This window comes from Aeromonas sp. QDB62 (assembly GCF_027705695.1).
In the GTDB taxonomy this organism is placed as follows: domain Bacteria; phylum Pseudomonadota; class Gammaproteobacteria; order Enterobacterales; family Aeromonadaceae; genus Aeromonas; species Aeromonas allosaccharophila.
The window spans coordinates 22191-47704 of record NZ_JAPDCD010000027.1 but is presented as its reverse complement, the minus strand read 5'-3'; the positions used below and the strand labels follow the sequence as shown (position 1 = coordinate 47704).

The following is a 25514-nucleotide window of genomic DNA, read 5'->3' as shown; positions in this document are numbered from 1 at the left end:
TTTTATGAAATTTGGCATCAAATCCGTTGCGGCTGCGCTGCTGGCTGGTCTGGTTCTGGCCGGTTGCGGTCAAAAAGAAGAGAGCAAGGTTCTGAAAGTGGGCGCCATTGCTGGCCCCGAGACCGAACTGGTTGAAGTGGCGGCCAAGGTCGCCAAAGAGAAATACGGTCTGACCGTCGAGATCGTCAACTTCTCCGACTACGTCACCCCGAACGTGGCGCTGAACGATGGCAGCATCGACGTCAACGCCTTCCAGCACAAACCCTATCTGGATGCGCAAGTGCGTGATCGCGACTTCAAGCTGGTGCCGGTTGGCAACACCTTCGTCTACCCGATCGCCGGTTACTCCAAGAAGATCAAGGCGCTGAGCGAACTGAAAGATGGCGCCCAGATCGCGGTACCGAACGATCCGACCAACCTGGGTCGCTCGCTGATCCTGCTGGCCAAACAGGGTCTGATCACCCTGAAGGATGGCGCCGGTCTGGAAGCCACCGTGCTGGATATCGCCAGCAACCCGCGCAACTTCAAGATTGTCGAACTGGAAGCTGCCCAGCTGCCCCGTTCACTGGAAGATGTGGATCTCTCCATCATCAACAACACCTTCGCCGGTCAGATTGGTCTGACCCCGACCGAAAACGGCCTGTTTGTTGAAGACAAGGAGTCCCCCTACGTCAACCTGATCGTCGCTCGCGACAACAACAAGGATGACGAGAAGGTCAAACAGTTTGTCCAGTCCTATCAGACCGACGAGGTCTACAAGAAAGGTCTCGAGCTGTTCAAAGGCGGCCTGGTAAAAGGTTGGTAATTGCTCACTTGGCAAAAAAGGCCACGCAATGCGTGGCCTTTTTTATTGGCGCCGCTATCATATCCGCGAGCACGGCAACACGAACATACTCATAACATGAAAAAATGGTATCTGGCCTACTGCAAGCCAAAAGAAGAGGCCCGCGCCCGCGCCCACCTCGATGCCCAGGGTATCGAATCCTATTACCCCATGGTGGAGATCGAGAAGCTGCGCCGGGGCAAGCGAGTTCCGGTACGGGAACCCATGTTCCCCAACTATCTGTTTATCTTCGTCGATCTGGAAGAGGTGACACCGGTCACCCTGAAATCGACCCGTGGCATCAGCCGGATCATCCACTTTGGCAGTGAATGGACCCCGATCAGCAGCAAGCTGGTCTATCAGCTGATGAGTCGTGATGACAGCGACGAGGCACGAGCCTGCTACGCCAACCTGCCCTGCTCGGGCGACAAGGTGCTGATTGAAGAGGGGCCACTGGCTGGCTTCGAAGCCATCTATATGGAACCGGATGGGGACAAACGGGCGATTTTGCTGGTCAGCCTGCTCAATCGCGAGACCACCAGCAGCTTCGACAACCACGCCTTCAGACGGCTGGACTAAACCAACAGTCCAAACGGCCGGATAAATCGCAGTGGCGGGATGATCCCGCCATTTCACGCGTCAAGATCAAAGCGGGCGATCACTGCCGTCAGCTTGCCGGTATCGCCAGCCAGTCTGGCTACGATCTCCTCCCCCTGCTGACTGCGTTGGCAGGATTGCCGACTGAGCGCGGCAATGTCATCGACCGTCCCTGCCACCTCGGCTGCCACCCGCGACTGCTGCTCGGTCGCCACCGAAATGGCTTCCAGCTGACCGGACAGCGACTGCACCAGCTGGTTCATGGCACTCAGGGTATCGGTCACCAGGCCGACTGCATCCCTCCCCTGCTCGACCAACCCGGTACCGCTGCTGACGGTACTCACCGTCTGGCGAGTCTGCTGGGAGATGGCCGCAATGGTCTGGCTGATCTCGGCGGTTGATTGATGGGTGCGGGTCGCCAGCTGGCGTACCTCGTCGGCCACCACCGCAAAACCGCGTCCCTGCTCGCCTGCTCGCGCCGCCTCGATCGCCGCATTGAGGGCCAGCAAGTTGGTCTGCTCCGCGATCGTGGCGATCACCTCGGTGATCTGCCCGACCTGTTCGCTCTGATGTGCCAGCAGCCCCATGGCCTCATTGGCCTGCCCAATCATGGCGGCAATCTGCTGCATGGCGTCGGTCATCCGCGCCAGCGCGGCCTGCCCCTGTCGGGTCTGCTGCTGCACCTGCTGGGCACCACCTGCCGCGGCGGTGATATTGCCAGCCACATCCCGGGCGCTGACCGACATCTGATCGATAGCGGCCGCCACCGCATCGACCCGCTGATCCTGCACCGTCAAATCCACTACGATGGCCCGCGTGGTGCTGCCCACCTCACCACAGGCTTCTTCTACCTGCCCCACCGCCCCCTGCAGTTCCCCCACCAACTGGCGCAGTTGGACAGACATCCGGTTGATGGAGCCAGTCAATTCTCCCAACTCATCCTGCCCCGTTATCGGCAAGGGCCGGGCTGCCAGTCGGCCATCGGCAACCTGCCCCGCCCGGGTCACCAGGCTGGCAATGTCACGGGTCAGACGGCGGCTAAAGAGCCATGCGACCAGCATGCCAAGCACGATGGCACTGCCGGTAGCCAGCAGCAGGGTCTGGTTGATGGCGCTCCCGGCACGGGTCATCTGCGCCGCGATCTGCGCCACCTCGGCGCGGGTTTTGCCCACCTGCTGGACCAGCTGCTCGCTGAGAGTGGACTGCATCGGCTCGATATCGGTGGCCATCAGGTAGTTGGCCTGATCCCAATCCGGCGCCTGGCGCTTCTCGATCACCTGCCCCACCAGCTCGGAGAAGGGAGTCGCCATCTCTTCAAACAGCTGCCAGAGGCTCTGCTGGGTGTCGGTAAAGAGCGCGGCTTGCTGCTTCACCTCTGCCACCCGCTGCTGGTGAAACTGGTAGTAATCCTGATATTTGCTGCGGTATTCGGGATCGCCTGAGATAAGAAAATCCCGCAGGGCGGAGAGGGCGTTGGCGAGGCTGTTGTAGGCATCCCCCACCTGCTTGAGCAGCATGCGGCGATCGCCGGAGAGTTGATCCTGCGCAGTGCCAACCTCCTCATTGGCAAAGGATTGCAACTGATCGAGTGCCGCCTCCGCCAGCGGCCCCGCCTCCTGCAGCATCAGGGTGTGGGCAGGCAGATTCTCTTCGCTCTGGGCGATGGCCCACACCTTCTCCTGATGGCTTTTGAAGGTCTCGAGAGACTGGGCGAGCGCCGGGCTGAATGTCTGATGGGCGATGGCCTGCCAGGCTGACTCCCACTCCTGCTTGAGGCGGGAGGCCTGAGCCGGATCCTTGCCGAGGATCAGGTAGCCACGCAAGGCAGAGACGGTGGCCACCAGCGCCTTCTGGCTCGCCTCATCCCGCTGCAGAGCGGGCAGCGCCTGCTCCAGCAGGGTGTATTGGGCCTGATTGATCTGGGTAAGCCGGTAATAGACCAGGGTGGAGGAGAGCAGCATCAGCAGGTTGATAAAACCGAAGCTGAGCAACAGCTTGCTTGAGATTTTCATGAACATCCTTGTTCAAACGGAGGAGCCAGCCAACAGAATCAGATAGATATCAGTGTAGGCAATCTATCTTGCCAAGTCCGGTGCCAACTTGCCAACTCACTGTGCGGCATCGGGCGGGCGGAGAAAAAGCCCTGGCAGAGGTCACAGCCGAGCCTGGCCAGCAGGTGCCAGGTCGCCGCGTCCTCCACCCCTTCTGCCACCGTTTTGAGCCCGAGCTTGCGGGCCAGCTCGATACTGGACTCGATAATGGCCAGGTGCGCCGGATCGGCATGGCAGCGATCGACGAAGGAGCGATCCAGCTTCAGCTCGGTAAAGGGCAGCAGCGCCAGCTGCTGCATCGAGGAGTAGCCGGTGCCAAAGTCATCGATGGAGAGGCCAAAACCGTGCATCCGCAGCCGGGTCAGCACCTCCAGCATGGCACCGATGTCACGAATGAAAGCACTCTCGGTCACCTCCAGGGTGATAAGGGCCGGATCCACGCTCCAGTGCCGACACTGGTCAATCAGGGTCTGGCACAGACTGCCGTCATTGAGGGAGCTGGCACACAGATTCATCGACAGATTGATCGACAATCCGGTTTCCCCCCACAGGTGGGCATCACTCAACGACTTGCCAATGATGATCTCGGTCAGGGGCGCAATCAGGTCGTGCTCTTCCGCCATCGGGATAAAGAGTCCCGGCGAGATGAGTCCATATTCGGGATGCTGCCAGCGAGCCAGCGCCTCCATCCCGGCCCACTGACCCGTGGCGAAGCTCACCTTCGGCTGATACCAGGGCAAGATCTGCTGCTGCTCGATGCCGCGTTTGAGCTGATCGAGATCGATCCTGTGCCCCTCCTCCTGACGGGAGGGCTCCCGGGCGGGAGACCATGACTGAATCAGCTGTGCGAGTTGCCCCGGCCGGGCGGGCTTGTCGAGCCGCCCCAGCACATGCAAGCCATAGGCGGCACTCATGCGCAGCACCGCCTCGACCACATCCCCCTCCAGCGCGCTGGAGAGGATGATGCCGCCGCGAAAGCCTGCCTGCGAGAGACGGCGCAGCAAACCCATGCCATCCATGCCGGGCATCCGCAGGTCACAGAGCAGGATATCGACTCTCTGCTGCTGGCAGAGCGCCAGCGCCTCCACCCCGTCCCGCGCCTCCAGCAGTTGCCGATAGCCCAGGCCACGGATCTGATGCAACAGCGCCTTGCGTTGAAAGGTGTGATCCTCAGCCACCATGATGACCACTTCATGCTCGCGCTTGTTCATTCAGCCATAATCCTGTCTCGTAGGTAACCCGGTTGATCAGCAGATCAACCTCCTGCCCCAGCACGGCAAACTCATCCAGCTGCTTGAGCCGTGCGGCACTCTCCAGCAGTTCGGCCTGTTCGGCCAGGGCACACTCCCCCACCATGCGGGCGGCCCCTTTTATGCGGTGAGCGATCTCCAGCAACGCGTCCCCGTTGCGGACCGCCAGCGCCGCCATCATCTCTTCGCGATCCAGCAGATTGGAGGCCAGATATTCGCTGGCCATGGCTCTGGCATCCTCTTCATCGCCAAACAGCGCCATCCAGCGGGCAGCCAGCGCCGACGCGCCGGTGAGCGGCTCCGGAGTCACGGCTGCGCAGGCTGGCAGCCACTGCACCAGCGTCTGGCGCAGCGCTTCCAGCATATAAGGCTTGATCAGCATGCCGTTCATGCCGGCGGCGACCATGCGGGCCGACGCCTCCTCCGAGGTATCGGCCGTCACCCCTATGATGGGGGCCTGATCGCCGTTGGCGCGCAGGGTGTTGGTCAGGGTATAGCCATCCATCACCGGCATATGGCAGTCGGTCAGCAACAGCGAGAAGGGCTCTGCCTGCCAGGCCTGCAGCGCCTGCTCGCCGTTCTCGACTACCACGCACTCGACCCCCAGGATCCCCAGCTGGCGCTCCAGCAGGGCCCGGTTGACCGGATGGTCATCCGCCACCAGTACCCGACCGTTCAACTTGTCGGCATGCGTAGCCATCACCGGATTGACGACCCCGCAGAGCAGCTCGCGGCCACTCTCCAGCAGCAGGTCCGGATAGAGAGGAGAGAGTCCCAGTCGCCACCAGCGCGCCGGGCCCAGTCGGGTTCGCAGCACCTCGTCAGGGGAGAAGACGATCCCCTTGAGCCCGGGCTGCTGCACCCGCTCCAACCAGTTGTGGCCGAGATCGCGCGCCAGCCAGCGCTCGTCGGCCAGCAGCAGGCCATTGACCCCCCGAGCCAGCCGGTTGGCATCGATAGGGTGCAATTTGGCCCCCAACCGCGTCATCGTCTGTTCCAGCAGGTGGTCGTCACCGAAATACCACCACTCGCTGCCTGTCAGCGCCGGGAGATCCCAGTGGGGGTTGCTCAGCGGAATGGTGAAGCAGAAACTGGCCCCCTCACCGGCCCGGCTATTGAGGCTCAGCGAGCCCCCCATCTTGCGCACCAGTTGATCGCAAATGGCCAATCCCAGCCCGGTGCCGCCATAACGACGATTGATATCGGAGTCGAGCTGCTCGAACGGGGTGAACAGCAGCGCCTGCTTCTCCTCGGCGATCCCGATGCCGGAGTCGGCTACCGTGATGGCGAGCTGCTGCTCCCGATACCTGACGCGAATGGCAATCACCCCGCGCTCGGTAAACTTGACCGCATTGTTCAGCAGGTTGGAGACCACCTGCGCCACCCGGATGGCATCGATATCCGCCCGATCCGGCACCTCGCTCTCCCAGCTGAACTCGACTTGCAACCCCTTGCCATGGGCCTGGGCGGCATGACCACGAACCGCATCGCAAATCACCGACTGCAACGGGCTCGACTGATAATCCAGATGAAGCTGGCCCGCCTCGATCTTGGAGAAATCGAGGATATCGTTGACCAGATAGAGCAGGTTGTTGGTCGAGGTGACCACGTTGCGCAGCAGATAGCGCTGATCATCGTCCACGTCGCTCATCCGCAGCAGCTCCAGCATGCCGTGCATCCCCGAAATCGGCGTGCGAAGCTCATGGCTCATGGTGGCCAGAAAGCGACTGCGGGCCTGCATGGCCTGTTCGGCGCTGGCGCGCGCCTCATGCAACTCATACTGCTGCTGTTTGAGGGCCGTGATGTCCTGCACCATGCCGTTGAGCAGCAGGGTATCCGGCCCTTGCTCCACGAAGCTGCCCCGCACCTGCAGATAGCGTTCGCCACCGTAGTGGGGCACCTTGACCTCCCAGTCGATCGGCGTCCGGGTCGGCGCATTGGCGGCAACCCGACTGAAGAACGCCTGCAACACCTCTTCACTGACGCCAAATGTCTTCCACTCGGATCTGGCGGACATCAGGGCCTGGGAAGGCACCCCCAGCGTCTCCCCCGCCCCTTGCGAGACATAGAGAAAACGTCCCTGATCCGAGCGATGCCACAGATACTGATAGACCACGCCGGGCATGCTGTCCGTCATGTCCCGCAGCATGGCTTCCACTTCGCGCACCTTGTCCTCGGCGGCTTTCAGGGCGCTGACATCGGTCAGCACGGTCAATACCCCCTGGATCTCGCCATCTGCCGCCCGGTAGGGCAACTTGACATAGACCACATGGAACTGGGATTCGTCAATCCGCCGGGTATAGCCAGCGCCCTCCAGCCTGACGCCGGTCGCCCAGACGCTCTGCTCTTCACGCAGCATCTGCTCCCGCTCCTCGGTATGCATATAACTCCAGCCATCCCCGCCGGATTCGGCGCCGATAAAGGCCTCCCGGTACGCCTTGTTGCAGAGGGTCAGGTTCTGTTGGCGATCTCGCAGTGCCACCATGCTCGGCAAGGAGTCGAGCAGCGTCTGGACAAACGCCAGCTGCTCGTTGAGCTGCTTTTGGGCCTGTTTTCGCTGATCATTTTGCCGCTGCAGCGTCTGGTTCCAGTGCCAGAAGATGGTAAAGAACACCAGCGCCCCCCCCGCGCAGACCAGAAACCACAGCACCACGGTGCGGGTATCCAGGCCGGTCTGCAGCCGCATCGTCAACCAACGGGATTCAAGCTTGTCAATTTCGTGCTGGGGGATGGCATAGAGGATCTTGGTCAGGATCTGCTGCAACATGGGGTCGGCGGGGGATACCCCCATGGCGCCGGGAAGACGCAAGTTTTGCCCGGAGTAGACCACCCGATAGCGATCTTCAAAGCCTCGCCCCAGGGCGGCCGGCAGGGTGGTCATGGTAAGCAGCACATAATCGGCCCGCCCCTCATCGAGCAGACGCAGCAGGCGGCTGTCATCCTTCACCTCCACCGGAATGGCCCCCAGCGAGGCCAACAGCTCCTCGTCAATGGACGCATCCACAATGCCGACCCGCGTGCCTCGCACCAATTCGATGTCGGAGAGATTTTTGCTCTCTCTCCCCCCCACGATGACGCGGTCAACGAACATGTAGTTGGGGGTGTAAATCCCCAGATGCTCGCGCTCTGCCGACGGGCTCATCACCGGAATAAAGTCAATCAGGTGGCTTTTGAGCAAATTCTGGGTCTCTCGCCAGGATTCGGTACGCACCAGCGAGAACTCCAGCCCGGAGTAGCGGCGCAGCAGGGCCACCATATCGGGTACGTAGCCCACCAGCTTGCCACGATAATTGAACTCGCTCATCGAGACCCAGTTAGGCGAGATGCCGTAGCGCAAGATCGGATGCGTGCGCAGCCACGCCTGCTCCTCGGGGGTAAATTTGACCGTGGTGATCTCCCCCGATGCCGTAGCCTGTCCCCCATTGATGGCTTCAAGGATCGGACGCATGTCCGTCACTGGCAGCTCGGGCATGACGCGGTTTATCAGACTGGTGAGCCCGGGGTTGTTGCGCAGAATATTGACGGACAGGGAGGAGACCGGCGCCCACTGCGGTTTGACAATCGAGAAACCGGCATTGGGGTTTTGTGCCCGCTCCGACAATAGCGATGGCATATCCGCCAGATAGGCATCCGCCAGCTGTTGCTTGAGCATGAAGGTGGCTTCGCTGCGCCGCTCCACCGCCTTGACCGGCACCAGACCGAGCGCCTCGAGCTGGCCACAGGAGTCGGTCCCGACCATGCAGACCCATTTAAGCTTGCGAGCCTCGTCAAGAGAGAGCCGGGTGAGCGTGCGATTCAGCAGCACCCCCTGCGGAATAAAAAACGGGAAGGGCACCGAGGCTATCTGGTTTTCCCACTGCTCTCCGGGCTGAAAATTGATGATGATATGCACCTTGCCCGCCTGCAACGAGCTCAGCGCCTCGTCATAGGAGGTGAACTCCTTGTAGTGCAGGGGCAAACCGAGCGCTCTGGCGATCAGTAGCGCCATCTCGGGCACCGGGCCGTTGAACCCCTGTACCGCATCCTTGTAGCTATAAGGGGGCGAGCCCATCATCGGCATACCGATGATCAGCTCGTGATGGGCCGCGCTCCACTGACGTTCGGCCTCTGTAAGCGCCAATGGATTAAGCCCCGCTTCAGATTCGCTCAACCCCAGCACACACCATAGCAGCAGGAATATAAACTGAAATAAACGGCGAATGCGGCTCATAACCTGAATCCAAAGAAAAGTCGGCCGCAAATAATAGAGATTTTCGCAAAATTCGCGAATGGATATTCGCGTTTTAACTTAACCACAGCTTAATAAAATGAAAATGGCAGACCGGGGTCTGCCATCAATGCCAAGAAAGGGGCCATACAGGCCCCTTACATCAGGTTATTCGATTCCCGAGTCGGAAGCCGGTTTGATACTCCCGCTCGCGAACGAGGGAGACCTGACCCTGATACCCTTCCAGCCCGATATCCCTGAGCAGGGCGGGTGACAGATTGACCTGCACGAGACGACGCTCGACCCGGGCAATCCTTCTCTGGACCAGGGATTCAACACTGCGCAATAAAACCAGTTCGATAGACATGACATTCTCCAGTAGAACAGGCGGTTCTCCCGGAGAAAGTGGATATCACCCTGCGGGACGAACCGCGGGTGATAAAAAGACAGGGGTTACCTGTTTACGCCACGCGGTAAAAGAGCACGAGATTTCACGCCGCACGCAGTGCCGCGAGAGAATGCAATATTGAGCATCAGATGTTGCATATTCGTCTCCTTACCGTGTAAAAGTTGAACAGGTTGCAGAAGTCTAAAAAATATCCGAATTTAAAACAAGCCTCCTGCGACTCCTTTTTAAACGTTTTCCTGGCATTTTATGCTGCCTGACCAGGGGCAACCCCGGGCATCAGATCCCGGAGAGCAGCCGGTACTCCTCCAGCACATAGGTATCTGTCATGCCGCTGACGTAATCGAGCAGCAACCGCACCCGGTAATACCACTCCTGCTCATGCTGGCAGGCAAAGCGTGAGTCCGGGGTGGCGATCGCCAGCCGGTAGGCCTTGAGGTGACGGGCCGAGAGGCGGTGATAGAGGCGGCGGGCGAAGAAGAGATCCTGACTCCCCTCCCCGGCCAGCAGGCGGGCAAATTGCCGCGCCGGCAGCGCCAACAGGCAGGCATAACTGGTCAGCACCCCGCGCAGCGCCGCATACCCTTCCAGCTCGAGCGCTTCCACCTCGGGGCGCATAAAGACCAGCTCGCGGGCCACCTGTTTGAGGATATCGAGCACCCGCGCCGCCGGCGCCTGACCGTGCAGCAGTGCCTGCGGATAGGAGCCCTGCAAAATGGCCTGATGTTCGCTGACATAGCTCTGCGCCGCCAGTGCCACCAGATCACGGGTCAATTGCTGGCGAAAATGGGGGAAAAAGCCCCGGCCAGAGGCCAATGCCTCATCCAGCAACGCCGCCAGATAGTCGCTTCCATCAGCACGGCGCAACGCCACCAGCAGCTCTGACAGTGTCAGGATCCGCCGATCCACCGCATCTTCCAGATCGGCGATGCAGTAGGAGATGTCGTCTGCCGCCTCCATGATGTAGACCAGCGGATGGCGACAGCCGGGGGCCAGCCCCAGACTCTGGCCGAGGGCGCGGTAGAGCGGCTGCTCGCTGAAGAAGATGCCGCGCTTGCTGCTCCAGCCATGATGCTGGCCGTAACTCACGCCGGGTTGCGGCTGCTGCGGGTATTTGCACAGCGCCGCCAGCTGCCCGAGCGTCAGGTTGAGTTCGTGCAGGCTATGCACCAGCCGCAGGCTCTGGGCGTTGCCATCAAACAGCTGCAGATCCTGACGCAATTCCGCCCACTGGGCCGAGGGGGGCTGCGCCAGCGCCTGCTGATAGAGGGGATCGAGCATCTCGCCGAGCCACTGGCTCATCACCTGCTCGCCAAAGTGGCCAAACGGCGGGTTGCCCACGTCATGGAGCAGGCAGGACATCTCCACCAGATTGATAAAGGCCCCCTCGCACACCACGCCTGCAGGCAAGGCGGCCAGAATGCGGCGACTGATCTGGCGACCGGTCTCCTGCACCTCCAGCGAATGGGTGAGGCGGCTGCGCACCGAGGCCTTCACATCGAGCGGAAAGACCTGGGTCTTCTGCTGCAAACGGCGCACCGGCGCGGCCTGCACGATGCGGGCGCGATCCTGCTCGGTCGCCTCCAGCAGATCTTCGTCACCCCTGGAGTGGATGCGCGCGGGGGTAATCAAACGGCTATACATCTTGCAGCTCCTTGCCAGCAACGTCCCTCAGACTCAAGACAACCACCCGCCTCAAGACAACAACCAGCGCCGCAGACGGGCGATATCGCCGGGATATTCGCGGCGCAGCGTCTCAATCCAGTCTTCCACGTTTTCCCACCAGGCGGGGTGATCCGGGCTCTGGATCAGCTGGGCCGTCTGCTGCAGACGGCGCAGGCCGATGGAACCTGCCGCCCCTTTTATCTTGTGGGCCTCCTCCACCACCCCCGCCTGATCCTTGGCAATCATGTTGGAGTCGAGCACCGCCATGTAGTCCGGCATCATCTTCTCGAACAGATCGACACTGGAGAGCAGCACCGGCTTGCCCACGGTATCGGCGTAATCGGTGAGGAAGGGCAAGTCCAGCAGCGCATCCTGATTGCCCGCATCCGCCTGCTCGTCCGCTTCATCCTCGGCCAGACCGGCAAACAGGTGGCCAATCACCTCCCGCACCGCTTTGGAGCCGAGCGGCTTGTTGATCACATCCTGCATGCCGTGATCCCGGTAGTACTGGCGATCGCCGGTGGAGTTGGCGGTGAGCGCCACCATGGGCGGCAGGCTGTCGCCATAACGCGCCAGCAGTTGTTCCGCCACATCGAAGCCGGTCATGTCCGGCAGCTGGATATCGAGCAAAATGAGGTCAAAATCATCCGGGTTGGCCATCGCCAGCGCCTGGGTGCCGTCCCGTGCCACCTGCACCTGATGACCCAGCTTGTTGAGCAACGCGCAAGCCACCGTCACGTTGAGCTCCACATCCTCCACCAGCAGGATATCGAGGGAGGGCATCTCCTCTTCCGGCTCGACCAGCACCGGCTCGGCGCAGGCCACTTCCAGTTCGGCGGTGAAGCAGGAGCCCTCGCCCGGATCACTGTCCACGTAGAGCTGGCCACCCATCGCCTGCACCAGCTGACGGGAGACCGCGAGGCCAATGCCGGTACCGGTGGCGTGCTTCTTGCCCTGCACCTGATAGTACATGGCGAAGATCTTCTCCTGCTGGGCGCGCGGGATGCCGACGCCGGTATCCTCCACCTCGAAGTGCAGCGCCAGCTTGCCCGGCTCGTCGGCAGGATGGGCGAGGCAGCGCACGGTGACGCCCCCCTCATCGGTAAACTTGACCGCGTTGCCCACCAGATTCCACAACACCTGACGCAGGCGGGTGCCATCGGCCATCACGAATTGCGGCATGTCGCCGTCGCGGTCGAAATGCAGGTAGAGCCCCTTCTGCTCCGCCTGAATGCGCGACAGGGTCTCCAGCTCGTCGAGGAAGGCAGGCAGGTCGATACGGGTTGGCGCAATTTCGAGGCGACGGCGATCCAGTTTGTCGAGATCGATGATGTCGTTGAAAATATTGCCCAGAGTCACCGCACTCAGGTGAATGGTCTTGAGCTGCTGATGCTGCTTGGGATCGAGGGGAGTATCCATCAGCATCCGGCTTAAGCCCACGATGCCGTTGAGCGGGGTGCGCAGTTCGTGGCTGATGGTGGAGATAAAGGTGGTCTTGTCGCGACTCGCCTTCTCCAGCTTGTCCTGATACTGCTTGCGCTCGGTGATGTCGCGGCCAAAGCCGAGCAGACCGAGCCGCTTGCCGAAGCGATCGAAGAAGGGCACCTTGCGCAGCTCGAAATAGGCCTTGCGGCCATCGGGATACTCCAGCCACTGCTCGTAAGTGAGCGGCTCGTTACTGGCGAAGACCTGCCGGTCAGTCTCGACGATCTTGTTGGCGATCTCCTGCTTGTAGACATCGAACGGGGTCAGGCCGATCAGCTCCGCCTCCACCTTGCCGGTCAGCTCCTCCATGGCGCGGTTGCAGCCGGAGAACTGCTCATCCTCGTTGCGGTAGTAGACCAGATCGGGAGAACAGTCGATAAAGGAGCGCAGCAGGGCGGTGCGCTCCCCCAGATGGAGCTGGGCTTTTTCGCGCTGGAACACCTCGTTCTCCAAATCCTCGATGGCCTGCAGACGCAGGCTCTCGGCCCGGTTGGTCTCGGCAATCTGGGCGTTGAGGCGACTGATGTTCTCCTGCAACTGGGTATTGAGCTCCAGATCCCGCTCGCGCATATCCTGCAGCTTGCGCACCATGCGCGTCAGCCGCTGGCGGGAGTCCTCCAGCTGATCCACCACGATGGAGAGAAAATAGACGGCCCAGGGGGTCACCAGCAGGCCGAAGAAGACCGAGCGAACGAAGTCGATCACATCGATATTGCCGCGCAGGAACAGGGTCACCCCCATCTGGATGGCGACCGCCAGCACGATAATGCCCGCCGCCAGAAACATGCTGAAACGCACCAGCCCCAGCTTGGTCATCAGATCGACGTAATATTGCGCCCAGGATTTAATCTGTTTCATCTTGTTGTTTTCCCCCGATATTCGCGGTACAGAATACCAGCACAACAGGGGGAACTCTTCTTTATCTCATCCCGTTGCGTCACGATTCTGTGAGCTGGCTGACGAATGTCGGCAACTTGAACCTCATCTTTTCATCCCGAACGATCAGATCAGGAGAACACTTCGATGCGTCACATCTCTCTGCTGGGCCTTGGCCTGCTTGTCGCCAACAGCGCCCATGCCGATTTGGGGAGCATTCCCAAAGAGTCCGGCTGGTCCGGTTTTCTGCTGGGCGGCATCAATGTCGTCAACTATGAATCCAACTTCTACAGCGGCGATGATGACCACAACACCCTCTCCGGTCTGGGCAGCCCGCAGAGCAGTTCGGCCGTCACGCCGCTGATCAATGCCGACATCCGCTACACCTTTGCCGACACCCGCACCCAGCTTTTTCTCGGCAACCTGATCCAGGATGCCATTCGCTTCGACTTCACCCAGCAACTGGGGCTGCGGCAGGAGCTGGGGGACAAGGGGATTGTCGGTGGCTCGCTGGTGTTCAGCGCCATGCCAACCGAGCAGTGGAGCGATCCGTTTGCCGTGGGGGTGGCCCGCAGCTCGACCGACATCAACTCGACCGGCGTGCGGGCAAGCTGGGACAATATCTGGGGCAGCAACTTCAACGGTAGCCTGACCACCCGCAACATCGACGTGGATGAAGAGCGCAGCGGCCAGCAATACGACGCCATCCACCATACCAACTACGCCTCGGCCCTCGATCGCAACGGCAAGATCCACGCCCTCGAACTCTCCTATCAGTGGCGCTTTAGCGGCGGCCACGTGATTGAGCCCGCGCTGATCTATCGCGATGCGGATCTCGACGGGCGCGCCCAGCGCTACAAGCAGAGCGGCATGCAGCTGACCTATGCCAAGCGGGGCGCCCAGTGGTCATTTGTCAGCAACCTCTACCTCGGCCAGAGCAACTACGACGAGGCCAACCCCCTCTTCGGCCAGTACGCCGATGCCGACGAGTTTGCGGCGAACGCCATCTTCTTCTGGCACAACCTGTTTGGCGTCAGCGCCCTCTCGGCGACCGCCAGCGCGGCGTATGGCAAATCCAGCTCGGATATCAGCTTCTACGATTCACAAGCCACCCGCTTCAGCACCGGCCTGCTCTACAACTTCTGACCCCTGGTACAGCGCAAAAACACAAGGCCACTCGAAAGTGGCCTTGATGTCGTCTGGCTTGCGTCTCAAATCCCGAGGGAGTCGAGCAGATCGTCGTGATCGTTGGCGACCGGCGCCGCAGCCTGAACCGGCTTGGCAGCATCCAGCTTGGTCTGGGCGATCAGCGCATCGGGATCCAGCTCCTCATGCTCCATCCCCTCATTGTGGATGCGGATGAACTCGGTTTTGTCCATCGCCAGCTCCAGATAGAAGATGTTGTTGCGGGCGGTGAAGAAGGTGACGCGGCGGGACTCCGGGCTGTCGAGATTGGTATCGACGCTCAGCATCACCTGCTTGTTGAGGGCCAGCATCTTCGGCTGGTTCTGGGTGATGTGGGTCTGCAGATCCCGGCCCACCTTGACGGTAAAGCTGCCGACGATCTGGTTCATCAGCTCGCCCATCACGTTGCTCACCTCGTCCGAGGTGTGGGAGATGGCGAGATCCTCCTTGGAGAGCCCCATGCTGAGCATGTAGCTCTCGTACAGCTCCATGGCGGCGGCGGCGGAGAAGTTGATCACCACCAGACCGGAAAAACCACCATCGAACAGCACGAAACAGCCGATATCCGGCTTGAGGCAGGTCTTGCTGATCCGCTGCACCATGCCGGAAAAACGCACCTGACTCATGGTCGCGGCACTCAAAACGTCCGTCACCGAGTTGCACAGGCTGAGCAGCACATCCTCTGTGGTCAATACGGCATCGTCATCGGATCTTGTCACTATCATGGGACCTTCCTGAACATCGAAAATGGGCTTATCTATACCATAACTCTAACAGATGGCGCGGCCCGGAGACTGAAATAGCGACACGCCTCTCAGTTGACTCCGTTATCAGCAGCCACTGGGGTGAAGCCACTCAGCTTGGCGAGCCGGACACGCCATGTATCGGTCTGCTGCGCCAAAACTTGTGGCTCGTAAGGCACGGCCGGATGAGCTCCCCAGATGGGGCCGGGCCAGGCACGATCCGTCGCAAAGCGGGCGACATGGTGAAGGTGGAGTTGCGGCACCAGATTGCCCAACGCCCCTATGTTGATCTTGTCCGGGCTGAGGGCCTGTTCCATCAGGGCGGCGACGGCGCAGGACTCCTGCATCAGCTGTTGCTGCTGCTCCGGCGCCAGATGGTGAATTTCCCGCAAATCGGCCACTCGCGGCACCAGGATCAGCCAAGGATACTGGCTGTCTTTGGCCAGCAAGACACGGCAGAGGGGCAGATCCCCGAGCCACCGGGTATCTGCCTGCAGGCGTGAATGCAATTCAAACATGAAAACCTCGTTGAGTTCGATGAACAGAGCGCCTGAAAAAGGAGTGTCCACGTTACTGCAACGGGCGGAAAACTTAAAGCTGCGGCACGGCCCAACCGATAAAGCGCTTGCGCAGGGCCGGATCGGCCTGCAGGAACAGCTGCTGCAACTGCCCTTCCAGCTCGCTGGCTGCCACAACGGGTTGCGCCCCGCTGGCGAGCGTAGCCGTTGGCTGCGCAGCAACGGCGACGGCCGTCAGCGCCGCCTTGCCGCCGCTGCGGTTGTATTCAGCCAGTTTGCCGTTCCAATCCACCCCAAGCAGCATGCCGCTGGTCACCAGCGCATCCTGCTGGATGGCAAGCGCCCGGCCATTCTCCTGCAACGCTACCACTGGTGCCTTGGCATACGCCTGCATGCCCCGCTCGTCTCCCGGTACGCTGGCAGTCAGCTGCAAATGTTGATTGCTGCCCTGATAGCGCACCACCTGCGGCTCGGAGCGCACCTGCCGGTCATTCTCGCTGCTGCTGCGACTGGGGATCACCCCTTCGAAGCGCACCAGCAGTTGCTGCTCGCCATCCGCCAGGGTGGCATGCTGCTCATCCTGCAGGGTGCCGTTGCTCACCGCGAGGATGCGGAAATTCTCCGGCACCTTCACTTCCACCATGGCCTGTACACTGCCGGCCCCCAAGACTGCATAGAGCAGTACAAAACCGGTCAACCCTCTATTACTCTTCATTCCCACTGATCTTCCTGATGCCGATGATGGGCGCAGGGTAGCAGCCGAAGATGACAGAAAAATAACGCCGCTCAGAGCAGGTAGTTGGGCCGCTCGGCAAACCACTGGGCAAGCACCTGCTTGAACAGCCGGATCTTGCGCGGTACCCGCCGCTGCTGGGCATGCAGCACATGGAGCTGATGCAGGCCGCTCTGCCACTCGTCGAGCACGGTTACCAGCTCCCCCGCCATCAGCAGCGATTCCACCAGCATCAGCGGGCACTTGGCATAGCCCATACCAGCGCGCGCCAGTTGCAACACGGTACTGTAATGGTTGGCCCGCACCTTGCCCTGCACCAGAATATGGGCCTCTTCGCCCTTGCGGCTGAAGTGCCACTGCTCCCAGGCCGGATTGTGCCCCTGCAACAGGCAGCTGCGCCCGCTCAGCTCATAGGGAGTGGCAGGACGCCCCTCTCGCGCCACCAGTGCGGGGCTCACCACCACCACATCCTTGAGCCGACCGAGCGGCAGGGCCACCAGATTGTCCGGCACCTCGTTCATTGCGCGCAGGGCGATATCGTTCTCCCCCTGACTCATGTCGACCATCTGGTTGGTGAAGTTAAGCTCCACCTCCACTCCCGGGCAGAGCGCGGCAAAACTGGTCAGCAGATCGCTCACCATGCGATCGCCGGTGCTGACCGGGCAGGTAAAGCGCAGTCGTCCGCTATCCTCTTCGGTCAGCGCCTGAATATCCTGCTCCGCCTGCCGTGCCAGCGCGAAGATCTCCCCCGCCTGCTGGTAGAGGGTCTTGCCCGCCTCGGTCAGGCTGAGGCGGCGGGTGGTGCGCTGCAACAGTTGCGCATTGAGTGAGGTCTCCAGCGCACTGACATGGCGGCTCAGCATCCCCTTGCTCACTCCCAGCGTATCAGCAGCGGCCGAGAAACTGCCGCGCAGCACCACTTCGTAAAAGCTGGCCAGATGGGCGATATCCATCATTAGCTCCAATATGGAAACAATGGGTTTATTTTACGCGCTTTTTCGCATTTTCTGTTGCGCTAAAATCGATACATCCCAACCAGGAGTGATGCAGATGAAAATTGTGATTGTGGGTGCCTCCGGCACCGTCGGCTCCGCGGTCAGTGAACTGCTTGCCAAAGATCATCAGGTGATCCGGGTCGGCCACAGCCGTGGTGATGCCACGGTCGACATGCGCGATCCCGCCTCCATCAAGGCGCTGTTCGCCAAGCTGGGCCAGTTTGATGCACTGGTTGTCGCCAGCGGCAGCGTGGCCTTCAACGGCCTGACCGAAATGACCGACGAGCAGTGGCAGGTGGGACTGGAGAGCAAGCTGATGGGCCAGATCAACCTGACCCGCGCCGCCATCCCCTATCTGACTGACAAGGGCTCCATCACCCTGATCAGCGGCATCCTGAGCGAGGAGCCAATCAACTGGGGCGTGAGCGCCAGCACCGTCAACGGCGCCATCGATCACTTTGTGAAAGCGGCCGCCTGCGAGCTGCCACGGGGCCTGCGCATCAACGTGGTGAGCCCCACCGTGCTGGAGGAGTCGATGGACAAATACGCCGACTTCTTCCCGGGCTTCGTGCCGGTGCCCGCCGCCAAGGTGGCGCAGGCTTACAAGAAGTCGGTGCTGGGTATCCAGACCGGTCAGGTGTTCAGGGTCAACGGCTGATCGCCGCTCGCTTACCGCCAGACCAGCCATAAAAACGGGCCCCGCAGCGGGGCCCGTCTGTTTCTCTGCCTATCTCCCTCACCACCAGCAAACGTTTGTTTGTTGACGACGAAAAAAAGAGAGCAACCCTTAGTCGATCAGCCCGTACTGCTCGCGCAGCACCTCGATGATCTCCTGCTTGGGATTGGCAGAGCGCACCAGCTTGTGGCCGATAATCTTCTCGGCGATCCCGACGTAGGTGTTGGAGATATCCATCATCACTTCGGTCGGCAGCTTGTTGTCGCGAGCCAGGGCGAAACGTTCCGGCATGCGGTTCTTGTTGAGCAGGATGTCCGGATCCGGGAAATGGTTCAGCAGCCACTGACGGAAACCCTCTTTGGACTTCTCGACAATCTGACCATCGCGCAGGGCCGCGCCATCCCAGATACGGGAGCTGTCGGGAGTACCCACTTCGTCCATGTAGATCAGCTTCTCGTTGCCTGCCGCATCGTGGACATAGCCAAACTCGAACTTGGTATCGACGAAGATCTGATCCAGCCCGGCCAGCGCGTCGCTGATGACGTTGAAGCCCTCTTTGAGCAGCACTTCGTAGCGGTCGATGTCGGCCGGTTTGCTGAAGTTGAAGCCTTTGTAGTGGCGCTCGATATCGGCACGGGAGACGTTGACGTCATCGGCTTCCGGCACGCCATCCAGCCCTTTCAGCACACCCTTGGTGGACGGAGTGATGAGGATCTCCGGCAGCTTCTGATCCTTTTTGAGCCCTTCCGGCAGGGTGATGCCGCAGAACTCGCGCTCTCCATCCTTGTAGGCACGCCACATGGAACCAGTGATGTACTGGCGGGCAATCGCCTCGATCATCACCGGACGGGCTTTTTGCACGATCCAGACGAAGGGGTGCGGAATATCCAGAATATGGCTGTCGGCCAGTCCCTTCTCCTTGAACAGCTTGAACCAGTGGCTGGAGATGGCGTTGAGCGCCGCCCCTTTGCCCGGTACGCCGTTCAGGCCATCCACACCTTGCCAGATGCAATCGAAGGCCGAGATGCGATCGCTGATCACCATGAGGGCGAGGGGCGCATCGGCCGGCACATCATAGCCTTTCTCTTTTATGAGCCGGGCACTGTCTTCGGGGGTCAACCAGTAGACGCTGCGCACTTTGCCGGAATGGACAGGTTTATCGGTACGGATCGGCAAATCGTCATTCACCGCCAATACTTGATCTGCAAGACTCATGGCTAATAACACTTCCTGTTTGTGGGGGGTAAACATCGCGAGTCCCTCACCTGCGAGCTCTGTTTGCAGCATGCTGGCAAGGGGGCTCACCTCATCGAAAACCGGTCACAATCCCCCCTCGTGTTCAGGGGAATTCTGATAACAAAACAGGGGCACAAGGCCCCTGTATTTATTCTGCTTTTGCTGCTGCCTGATCGGCCAGCCCCTTGGCGAACGCCTCGGACAGGCTGATATACATCTGGGAGATAACCCCGGACGACACCGGCTTCTTGTCCTTGTCGAACAGGGTGATGGAGGTCTTGCCTCCCGCCATTTCGCCAAGCTGGAAGCGGTATTTCTCCTCCTCCAGTTTGAACGGCTCGCTCCCTTTCGCCTTCCAGAACTCGGCACCCGGCTCTTCGTACTCGACGTCGATCCAACCCAGTGACTGCTGGGTGTCCTTGATAATGAAACCGTAAGCGGGCAGTACCTGGTTGAGGCGACGCCACACCTGATCAAAGGAGCCTTCGGCAATCCAGGCGCTCAGTTCGTTGTTGTCCAGACCCAGCTGCAGGCCCATACCATCGTTGAACTTGTGCTGTTCGCGGGCTTTCAGCTGGCTGTCGTAATAGAGAGAGAACTGGTTCAGCACCCGCGCGGCATAGCGCTGGGCATCGGCAGGGGTCAGCTTGTTGCTGGTCTCGCCGTCGATGGTCTCTTCGTGATCCAGCACCCGGACCGACATGTTGACGGCGTGGCGCTGGGCATCGTTACGCACGGTGAACTGGTAACGCTGACGGATTTTGAAGTCTTCGTCATCTTCACCCCAGCCATCGAGGGCGACCGTGTTGTCAAACCAGCCGGTCTGCAATACGCCATCCTGCTGATCCAGCTTCTCGGTGGTGACCTTGTGTTTGGCCAGGAAGTTCATCAGGAACGACCAGGTATCGCGCTCCACGCTCTGGCTGGTGCTCAGGGCATAGAAGGCAACGGTCGGTTCGGCTGCGGCCTGCACCACCTGACTGCCCGGTACCACGGTCAGCAGCTGGGCGGGCGGGCGCACGTCGATCTGGGCGCCGAGGGCACCTTCACGGCTGCTCTCGGGCAGCGGCGGAATATCATACTGGCTGTTGAAGGTGGGGGCGCTCAATCCTGCGGGGATCAAGAACGCGCGGCCCTCAAGGCGGGCATCTTCATAATCGAAGTCGCGGTTGGCCATTTTGCGATCCTGGGGGGTACTGCAACCGGCCAAGACGGCCAGGGTCGCAACGCTCAGCACCAGACGGGCTCTATTTCCCTTTCCATTAGATTTAAACACTCGCCATCAACTCCGCTGTGGTCAGTGCTCGCGCCATCAGCTGCTCGCCCTCGGGGGTGAGGTCAACCAGCGGCAGGCGCAAGGTGGCTGTTGCAATCAACCCCAGTTGGGCACAGGCCCATTTCACCGGGGTAGGGCTCGGTTCGCAGAACAGAGTCTTGTGCAACGGCATCAAAAGATTGTTGATGTCATGCGCCCGCCCGGCATCACCGGCCAGCGCAGCACGACACATGTCGGCCATCTGGGCCGCTGCAATATTGGTGGTGACCGAAATCACGCCATCGCCACCTTGCAGCATAAAATCACAACCAGTGGCATCATCGCCACTGTAGAGAGCAAACTCCGGCCCGCACAGTTCGCGCAGCAGCGGGGTGCGGCTCAAATCACCGGTTGCCTCTTTCAAACCGATAATGCCGGGAACCTTGGCCAGACGGGCCACGGTCTCCGGTTTGAGATCGCAGCAGGTTCGACCGGGCACATTATAAAGAATTTGGGGCAGACCACTAGCCTCGGCGATCGCACAATAGTGACGATAGAGACCTTCCTGAGTGGGTTTGTTGTAATAAGGGGTCACCGAGAGGCCCGCCACCACGCCGGTTTTGGCCAGTCGTCTGGTCAATTCAATGGCATGGGCGGTATTGTTGGAGCCGCAACCGGCAATGACGGGAATGCGTCCGGCAGCATACTCAACGGTCTTTTCAACGACGGCGATATGCTCCTGCTCGCTCAGGGTCACCGATTCCCCCGTGGTACCCACCGCAACAATGGCGCTGGTCCCGGCGCTGACATGATAGTCGACCAGTTTGGCCAGACTGGCCCAATCGACTTCACCTGAAGCCAGCATGGGGGTAACGAGCGCAACAATACTACCGCGTAACATGGACTTTTCTCCCGATTTTCAGGGGCGTAATGGTAAAGCTGCCCCCTTTGAAAAACAAGGGAGAGAGGGGGCAAGCCGTGATACCATCCGGCACAAAAAGCAATGGACGAAAGTCGGCAGCGCCCCTCAGGGAGTGGTCATCAGGGCCGGAGGGTTGGCTTGCCAGCGCGGCTTTCGCAACGAAATAACGGACGAGAGAAGATTTATGACTCACTACCTGGTCGTAACGGCCATCGGCACGGACAGGCCTGGCATCGTCAATGAAGTGACCCGCCACGTCAGTGGCTGTGGTTGCAACATTGTGGACAGCCGCCTTGGCATCTTCGGCAATGAATTTACCTTTATCATGCTGCTCTCGGGCGACTGGAACAGCTTGATGCAACTCGAAATCAGCCTACCCCTGCGTAGTCAGGAGTGGGATCTCATCACCATGATGAAACGCACCGAACGCCACCAGTCTCTGCAGTATGACGTCCGCGCCAGTGCCGATCTGTTGATCCGCGACGAGCCCGGCATCGTAAGTCAGTGCACCCAGTTCTTCAGCGAACATGGCTGGAACATCCAGGCGATGCAATCCATGACTCTGGAGCAGCAGCCGTTCAACCTGCTGAAGATCAGTTTTCAGCTCAATCTGGCCAGAGAGGGTGAAGTGGAAGGTTCGCAAACCGCCTTCGCCGAATTCTGTCGTCAACTGGGTGCCGAATCGTTCGAGTTTATCGTCAATCGCAAACACGCCTGAGGGCGTTTTACCCGAGGAGACCCCATGCAACCACTACAAGCTGGCAGCCCCGCCCCCGATTTCTCCCTGCCCGACCAGAATGGCAATCAGGTCAGCCTCGCTGGCCTGCGCGGCAAAAAAGTGCTGGTCTACTTCTATCCCAAGGCGATGACCCCCGGCTGCACCACCCAGGCCTGCAGCCTGCGCGATGTGAACGCCGAGCTGGCCGCCCTCAATGTGGTGGTACTTGGCATCAGCCCGGATCCGGCCAAACGGCTGAAAAAGTTCGAAGAGCGGGACCAGCTCAACTTCACCCTGCTGGCCGATGAAGACCACGCCGTGGCCGATGCTTTTGGCGTCTGGGGCCCGAAGAAGTTCATGGGCAAGGAGTATGACGGCATTCACCGTCAGAGCTTCCTGATCGATGAAGAGGGCAAGATTGCCCACCACTTCGACAAGTTCAAAACCAGCGATCACCATCAGGTGGTACTAAGGGGTAACCCTCCCCTGCGTCATTGAAAGGCCTGCCATGCAGGCCTTTTTTGTCTGGTCAGTAGCCCCTTGCCAGCGGATTTTTCTCACCAACTCCCCCGCCCAGATCAAAAAATTCATTTTATATATGGGTTAACGTGACCCCAGAATCATCTTCCAGCGAGATATCCCATGAACATGAGCAACACTGAGCGTTTGATCCTGAGCAACCAGTACGAAATTCTGGCGAAACTCAACCCGGAGAAGGCGGACGTCTACCAGCGCGCCAGCACCATCATCGAGCGCGGCTACTGCCTGCAGATCCTCGAGCTGGAGAAGAGCTTCGGCCATCTGGATCTGGCGACCTGCCAGGAGGTGATCGACACCCTGGAGCTGCACCACGCACTGGCCATCTCATGGGGCAATCTGGATGCCGCCGATCAGGGCGAGATCAATGCCAGCCGTCTGGAGTTCAACGGCTACAGCCGCAGTCAGGAGCGGGAGCTGGCCGACTACGTCTGCTTCCTGCTGGAAGTGGACAAGCGCTTCCCCGAGCTCAAGTGCCCGTGCGACGAGCTCTCCAGCGACATCGCCATGCGCGACAAGTACCAGCGGATGCTGCAGGTGTGGCGTCAGTGCCCGCGTCAGTACAAGCTCTCCATCCAGGAGATCCACAAGGTACTGGCGGCCTGATCCGCACACCGACCGCAACAAAAAAGGCGCCACTGGCGCCTTTTTGCATCTGAATCGGGTTATTCGTAGAGAAAGGATTTATCGAGCTGCTGGAAGGCGGCCTTGAGGGTATCGGCCAGCTCTTCGTAGCGCGGTTGTGACACCAGCTGACGACGGCCGCCCTGCTCGTTCATCTTGCCGTTAATCTCCCGATACCAGCTCGCCAGCGAAGGGGGCAAACGGGTGTCGGCCCGCTGACCGAGCCAGTAGTAGCCCTGCAGCGGCAAACTGAGCAGAAACAGCACGGAAGTGATGACGGAGGGCCAGTAGTGCAGCTCGCCAAACTGGAACTGCAGCATCACGCTCAGCACCGCCAGCGCGGGGATCACCTTGAGGGCGAACTCGGTCGCCTTGATCACCCGATTTTCAGGAAACATCGAATTGAGCTCGGGACGGCGCGGCCAAAGCGTCATATAATGGCGCCCTTGCTGTAACTTAGTTCCAAAAATGTTCATGCTCATACTACCTCCGAGCGCTTTTTGAACGTACCAACGGCAAAACCTCGACAAAATTTGATGCAAAGTAACAAAGGTTGAGGATGACTTTGTTATTTTTCAACAATCGGGTTATCCTTTGTACGCCCATTTTTGCGTCAAAAGCGTCTTGCTATTGACCTGTCAGGGACGTCTGGATTTCGGGTCTTGTATCACTATACAAGGGGCAAGCAACAGATTGCCAACCCTCATAAGGATAAGTTGAAAGTTTTTGGCCGCACCGCGTCCAACGCATCCGCCTACACAACCCAATCTGCGATAGGATTTATTCATGAGTAAGCTGGTTCTTGTTCTTAACTGTGGCAGCTCTTCCCTGAAGTTTGCTGTCATTGACGCAACCACCGGTGATGACCTGCTGTCCGGCCTGGCCGAGTGCTTCAACCTCGACGACGCCCGCATCAAGTGGAAACTGCATGGCGAGAAAGGCAGTGCCGATCTGGGCGCGGGTGCCGCTCACCAGGAAGCACTGGACTTCATCGTCAACAAGATCCTGCCGCTCAATCCGGAACTGGCCAAGAACCTGATCGCCATCGGTCACCGTGTTGTTCACGGTGGCGAGCGCTTCACCTCTTCCGTTGTCATCTGCGAAGACGTGATTGCCGGTATCGAAGCCGCTGTGCCGTACGCTCCGCTGCACAACCCGGCTCACCTGATCGGTATCCGTGAAGCGCGCCGCGTATTCCCGGCGCTGGCTGACAAGAACGTGGCCGTATTCGATACCGCGTTCCACCAGTCCATGCCGGAAGAAGCCTTCCTGTACGCCCTGCCGTACAAGCTCTACAAAGAGAACGGCATCCGTCGCTACGGCGCACACGGTACCAGCCACTACTACATCAGCCTGGAAGCTGCCAAGCAGCTGAACAAGCCGGTTGAAGAGCTGAACATCATCAACTGCCACCTGGGCAACGGCGGTTCCGTCTGCGCCATCAAGAACGGCAAGTCTGTCGATACTTCCATGGGTCTGACCCCGCTGGAAGGCCTGGTCATGGGTACCCGCTCCGGCGATCTGGACCCGGCCATCATCTTCTTCCTGCACGACAAGCTGGGCATGAGCGTTGCCGATATCAACACCATGCTGACCAAAGAGTCCGGCCTGCTGGGTCTGACCGAAGTCACCTCCGACTGCCGTTTCGTTGAAGACAACTACGACAGCAAAGAAGAAGCCAAGCGTGCCATGGACGTTTACTGCTACCGCCTGGCCAAGTACATCGGTGCCTACGCCGCCGCCATGGATGGTCGTCTGGACGCCGTCGTCTTCACCGGTGGTATCGGTGAAAACTCCGCACCTATCCGTGAAATCACCCTGAACAAGCTGGGTCTGCTGGGCTTTGACGTCGATCACGACGCCAACCTGAAGGCTCGTTTTGGCAAGGGCGGCGAGATCACCAAGGCCGGTTCTACCAAGGCCCTGGTTATCCCGACCAATGAAGAGTGGGTGATTGCCCACGACGCGCTGGAACTGGTCGGCGCTTAATTGACGCAGTAACCTCGAGGCCG

General features: G+C 60.0%; 22 protein-coding genes. 8 read left to right on the top strand and 14 right to left on the bottom strand.

Annotated elements, in window-relative coordinates; translation table 11 throughout:
* Positions 1-4: 4 nt before the first annotated feature.
* Together metQ and rfaH are read left to right on the top strand one after the other, a co-directional pair.
* Positions 5-805 carry a methionine ABC transporter substrate-binding lipoprotein MetQ gene (gene metQ, locus OKC27_RS14380; protein WP_075113702.1) on the top strand — a complete coding sequence of 267 codons (801 nt, stop codon included), beginning with the start codon at positions 5-7 and terminating at the stop codon, positions 803-805.
* 96 nt (positions 806-901) lie between these two features.
* On the top strand, positions 902-1402 hold the full coding sequence (gene rfaH, locus OKC27_RS14375; RefSeq protein ID WP_042059913.1) for a transcription/translation regulatory transformer protein RfaH: 501 nt from the start codon (positions 902-904) through the stop codon (positions 1400-1402).
* 53 nt (positions 1403-1455) lie between these two features.
* On the opposite strand, the gene OKC27_RS14370 is transcribed toward rfaH, so the two are convergent.
* The 6 genes from OKC27_RS14370 to arcB form a co-directional block, all read right to left on the bottom strand.
* Positions 1456-3432 carry a HAMP domain-containing methyl-accepting chemotaxis protein gene (locus OKC27_RS14370; RefSeq protein WP_270806422.1) on the bottom strand — a complete coding sequence of 659 codons (1977 nt, stop codon included), beginning with the start codon at positions 3430-3432 and terminating at the stop codon, positions 1456-1458.
* 38 nt (positions 3433-3470) lie between these two features.
* Complete coding sequence (locus OKC27_RS14365; RefSeq protein WP_111808608.1) at positions 3471-4682, bottom strand: EAL domain-containing response regulator; 1212 nt, start codon at positions 4680-4682, stop codon at positions 3471-3473.
* Positions 4663-8931: an ATP-binding protein gene (locus OKC27_RS14360; RefSeq protein WP_270806421.1), complete on the bottom strand. Its 4269-nt coding sequence runs from the start codon at positions 8929-8931 to the stop codon at positions 4663-4665. The genes OKC27_RS14365 and OKC27_RS14360 overlap by 20 nt, the downstream gene beginning before the upstream one ends.
* Before the next feature lie 160 nt (positions 8932-9091).
* Positions 9092-9295, bottom strand: a complete 204-nt coding sequence (locus tag OKC27_RS14355) for a hypothetical protein (RefSeq protein ID WP_075113699.1) — start codon at positions 9293-9295, stop codon at positions 9092-9094.
* A 318-nt stretch (positions 9296-9613) separates the two neighbouring features.
* Positions 9614-10978 carry a dGTPase gene (dgt, locus tag OKC27_RS14350; protein ID WP_270806420.1) on the bottom strand — a complete coding sequence of 455 codons (1365 nt, stop codon included), beginning with the start codon at positions 10976-10978 and terminating at the stop codon, positions 9614-9616.
* A gap of 51 nt (positions 10979-11029) precedes the next feature.
* Positions 11030-13342, bottom strand: a complete 2313-nt coding sequence (arcB, locus tag OKC27_RS14345) for an aerobic respiration two-component sensor histidine kinase ArcB (protein ID WP_058053057.1) — start codon at positions 13340-13342, stop codon at positions 11030-11032.
* 165 nt (positions 13343-13507) lie between these two features.
* Between arcB and OKC27_RS14340 the strand changes: the two genes are divergently transcribed.
* Positions 13508-14506 (top strand): DUF2860 family protein, encoded by a 999-nt coding sequence (locus tag OKC27_RS14340; protein ID WP_270806419.1) that lies wholly within the window; start codon positions 13508-13510, stop codon positions 14504-14506.
* Positions 14507-14571: 65 nt separating this feature from the next.
* On the opposite strand, the gene OKC27_RS14335 is transcribed toward OKC27_RS14340, so the two are convergent.
* The 4 genes from OKC27_RS14335 to OKC27_RS14320 all read right to left on the bottom strand — a co-directional run bounded on the left by OKC27_RS14335 (position 14572) and on the right by OKC27_RS14320 (position 17492).
* Entirely contained in the window at positions 14572-15270 is a 699-nt protein-coding gene (locus OKC27_RS14335) for a DUF3334 family protein (protein WP_042656806.1), read from the bottom strand.
* An 89-nt stretch (positions 15271-15359) separates the two neighbouring features.
* The gene (locus OKC27_RS14330) at positions 15360-15806 is read right to left on the bottom strand and encodes an HIT domain-containing protein (protein WP_270806418.1); all 447 of its coding nucleotides are present in this window, start codon (positions 15804-15806) and stop codon (positions 15360-15362) included.
* Positions 15807-15879: 73 nt separating this feature from the next.
* The gene (locus OKC27_RS14325) at positions 15880-16521 is read right to left on the bottom strand and encodes a DUF2057 domain-containing protein (protein ID WP_270806417.1); all 642 of its coding nucleotides are present in this window, start codon (positions 16519-16521) and stop codon (positions 15880-15882) included.
* Positions 16522-16592: 71 nt separating this feature from the next.
* Positions 16593-17492: a LysR family transcriptional regulator gene (locus OKC27_RS14320; protein WP_270806416.1), complete on the bottom strand. Its 900-nt coding sequence runs from the start codon at positions 17490-17492 to the stop codon at positions 16593-16595.
* A gap of 97 nt (positions 17493-17589) precedes the next feature.
* Between OKC27_RS14320 and OKC27_RS14315 the strand changes: the two genes are divergently transcribed.
* A complete protein-coding gene (locus OKC27_RS14315) occupies positions 17590-18192 on the top strand; it encodes a short chain dehydrogenase (protein ID WP_100646724.1) in 603 nt (200 codons plus the stop codon).
* 129 nt (positions 18193-18321) lie between these two features.
* On the opposite strand, the gene OKC27_RS14310 is transcribed toward OKC27_RS14315, so the two are convergent.
* The 3 genes from OKC27_RS14310 to dapA form a co-directional block, all read right to left on the bottom strand.
* Positions 18322-19425 (bottom strand): phosphoribosylaminoimidazolesuccinocarboxamide synthase, encoded by a 1104-nt coding sequence (locus OKC27_RS14310; protein ID WP_162626928.1) that lies wholly within the window; start codon positions 19423-19425, stop codon positions 18322-18324.
* A gap of 169 nt (positions 19426-19594) precedes the next feature.
* Positions 19595-20722 (bottom strand): outer membrane protein assembly factor BamC, encoded by a 1128-nt coding sequence (bamC, locus tag OKC27_RS14305; RefSeq protein WP_042059891.1) that lies wholly within the window; start codon positions 20720-20722, stop codon positions 19595-19597.
* Complete coding sequence (gene dapA, locus OKC27_RS14300) at positions 20715-21602, bottom strand: 4-hydroxy-tetrahydrodipicolinate synthase (RefSeq protein ID WP_058053052.1); 888 nt, start codon at positions 21600-21602, stop codon at positions 20715-20717. The genes bamC and dapA overlap by 8 nt, the downstream gene beginning before the upstream one ends.
* A gap of 205 nt (positions 21603-21807) precedes the next feature.
* On the opposite strand from dapA, the gene OKC27_RS14295 reads away from it, so the two are divergent.
* The 3 genes from OKC27_RS14295 (at position 21808) to OKC27_RS14285 (ending at position 23484) form a co-directional block, all read left to right on the top strand.
* Positions 21808-22341: a glycine cleavage system protein R gene (locus OKC27_RS14295; protein ID WP_005341119.1), complete on the top strand. Its 534-nt coding sequence runs from the start codon at positions 21808-21810 to the stop codon at positions 22339-22341.
* 24 nt (positions 22342-22365) lie between these two features.
* Positions 22366-22839, top strand: a complete 474-nt coding sequence (gene bcp / locus OKC27_RS14290; RefSeq protein WP_270806415.1) for a thioredoxin-dependent thiol peroxidase — start codon at positions 22366-22368, stop codon at positions 22837-22839.
* A gap of 144 nt (positions 22840-22983) precedes the next feature.
* On the top strand, positions 22984-23484 hold the full coding sequence (locus tag OKC27_RS14285) for a YfbU family protein (RefSeq protein WP_270806414.1): 501 nt from the start codon (positions 22984-22986) through the stop codon (positions 23482-23484).
* A 59-nt stretch (positions 23485-23543) separates the two neighbouring features.
* Here OKC27_RS14285 and yfbV read toward each other — a convergent pair whose 3' ends face one another.
* Positions 23544-23984, bottom strand: coding sequence for a terminus macrodomain insulation protein YfbV (gene yfbV / locus OKC27_RS14280; RefSeq protein ID WP_005339116.1), 441 nt, complete (start codon positions 23982-23984; stop codon positions 23544-23546).
* Positions 23985-24288: 304 nt separating this feature from the next.
* Between yfbV and OKC27_RS14275 the strand changes: the two genes are divergently transcribed.
* Entirely contained in the window at positions 24289-25491 is a 1203-nt protein-coding gene (locus OKC27_RS14275; RefSeq protein WP_042059883.1) for an acetate kinase, read from the top strand.
* The last annotated feature ends 23 nt before the right edge of the window (positions 25492-25514 follow it).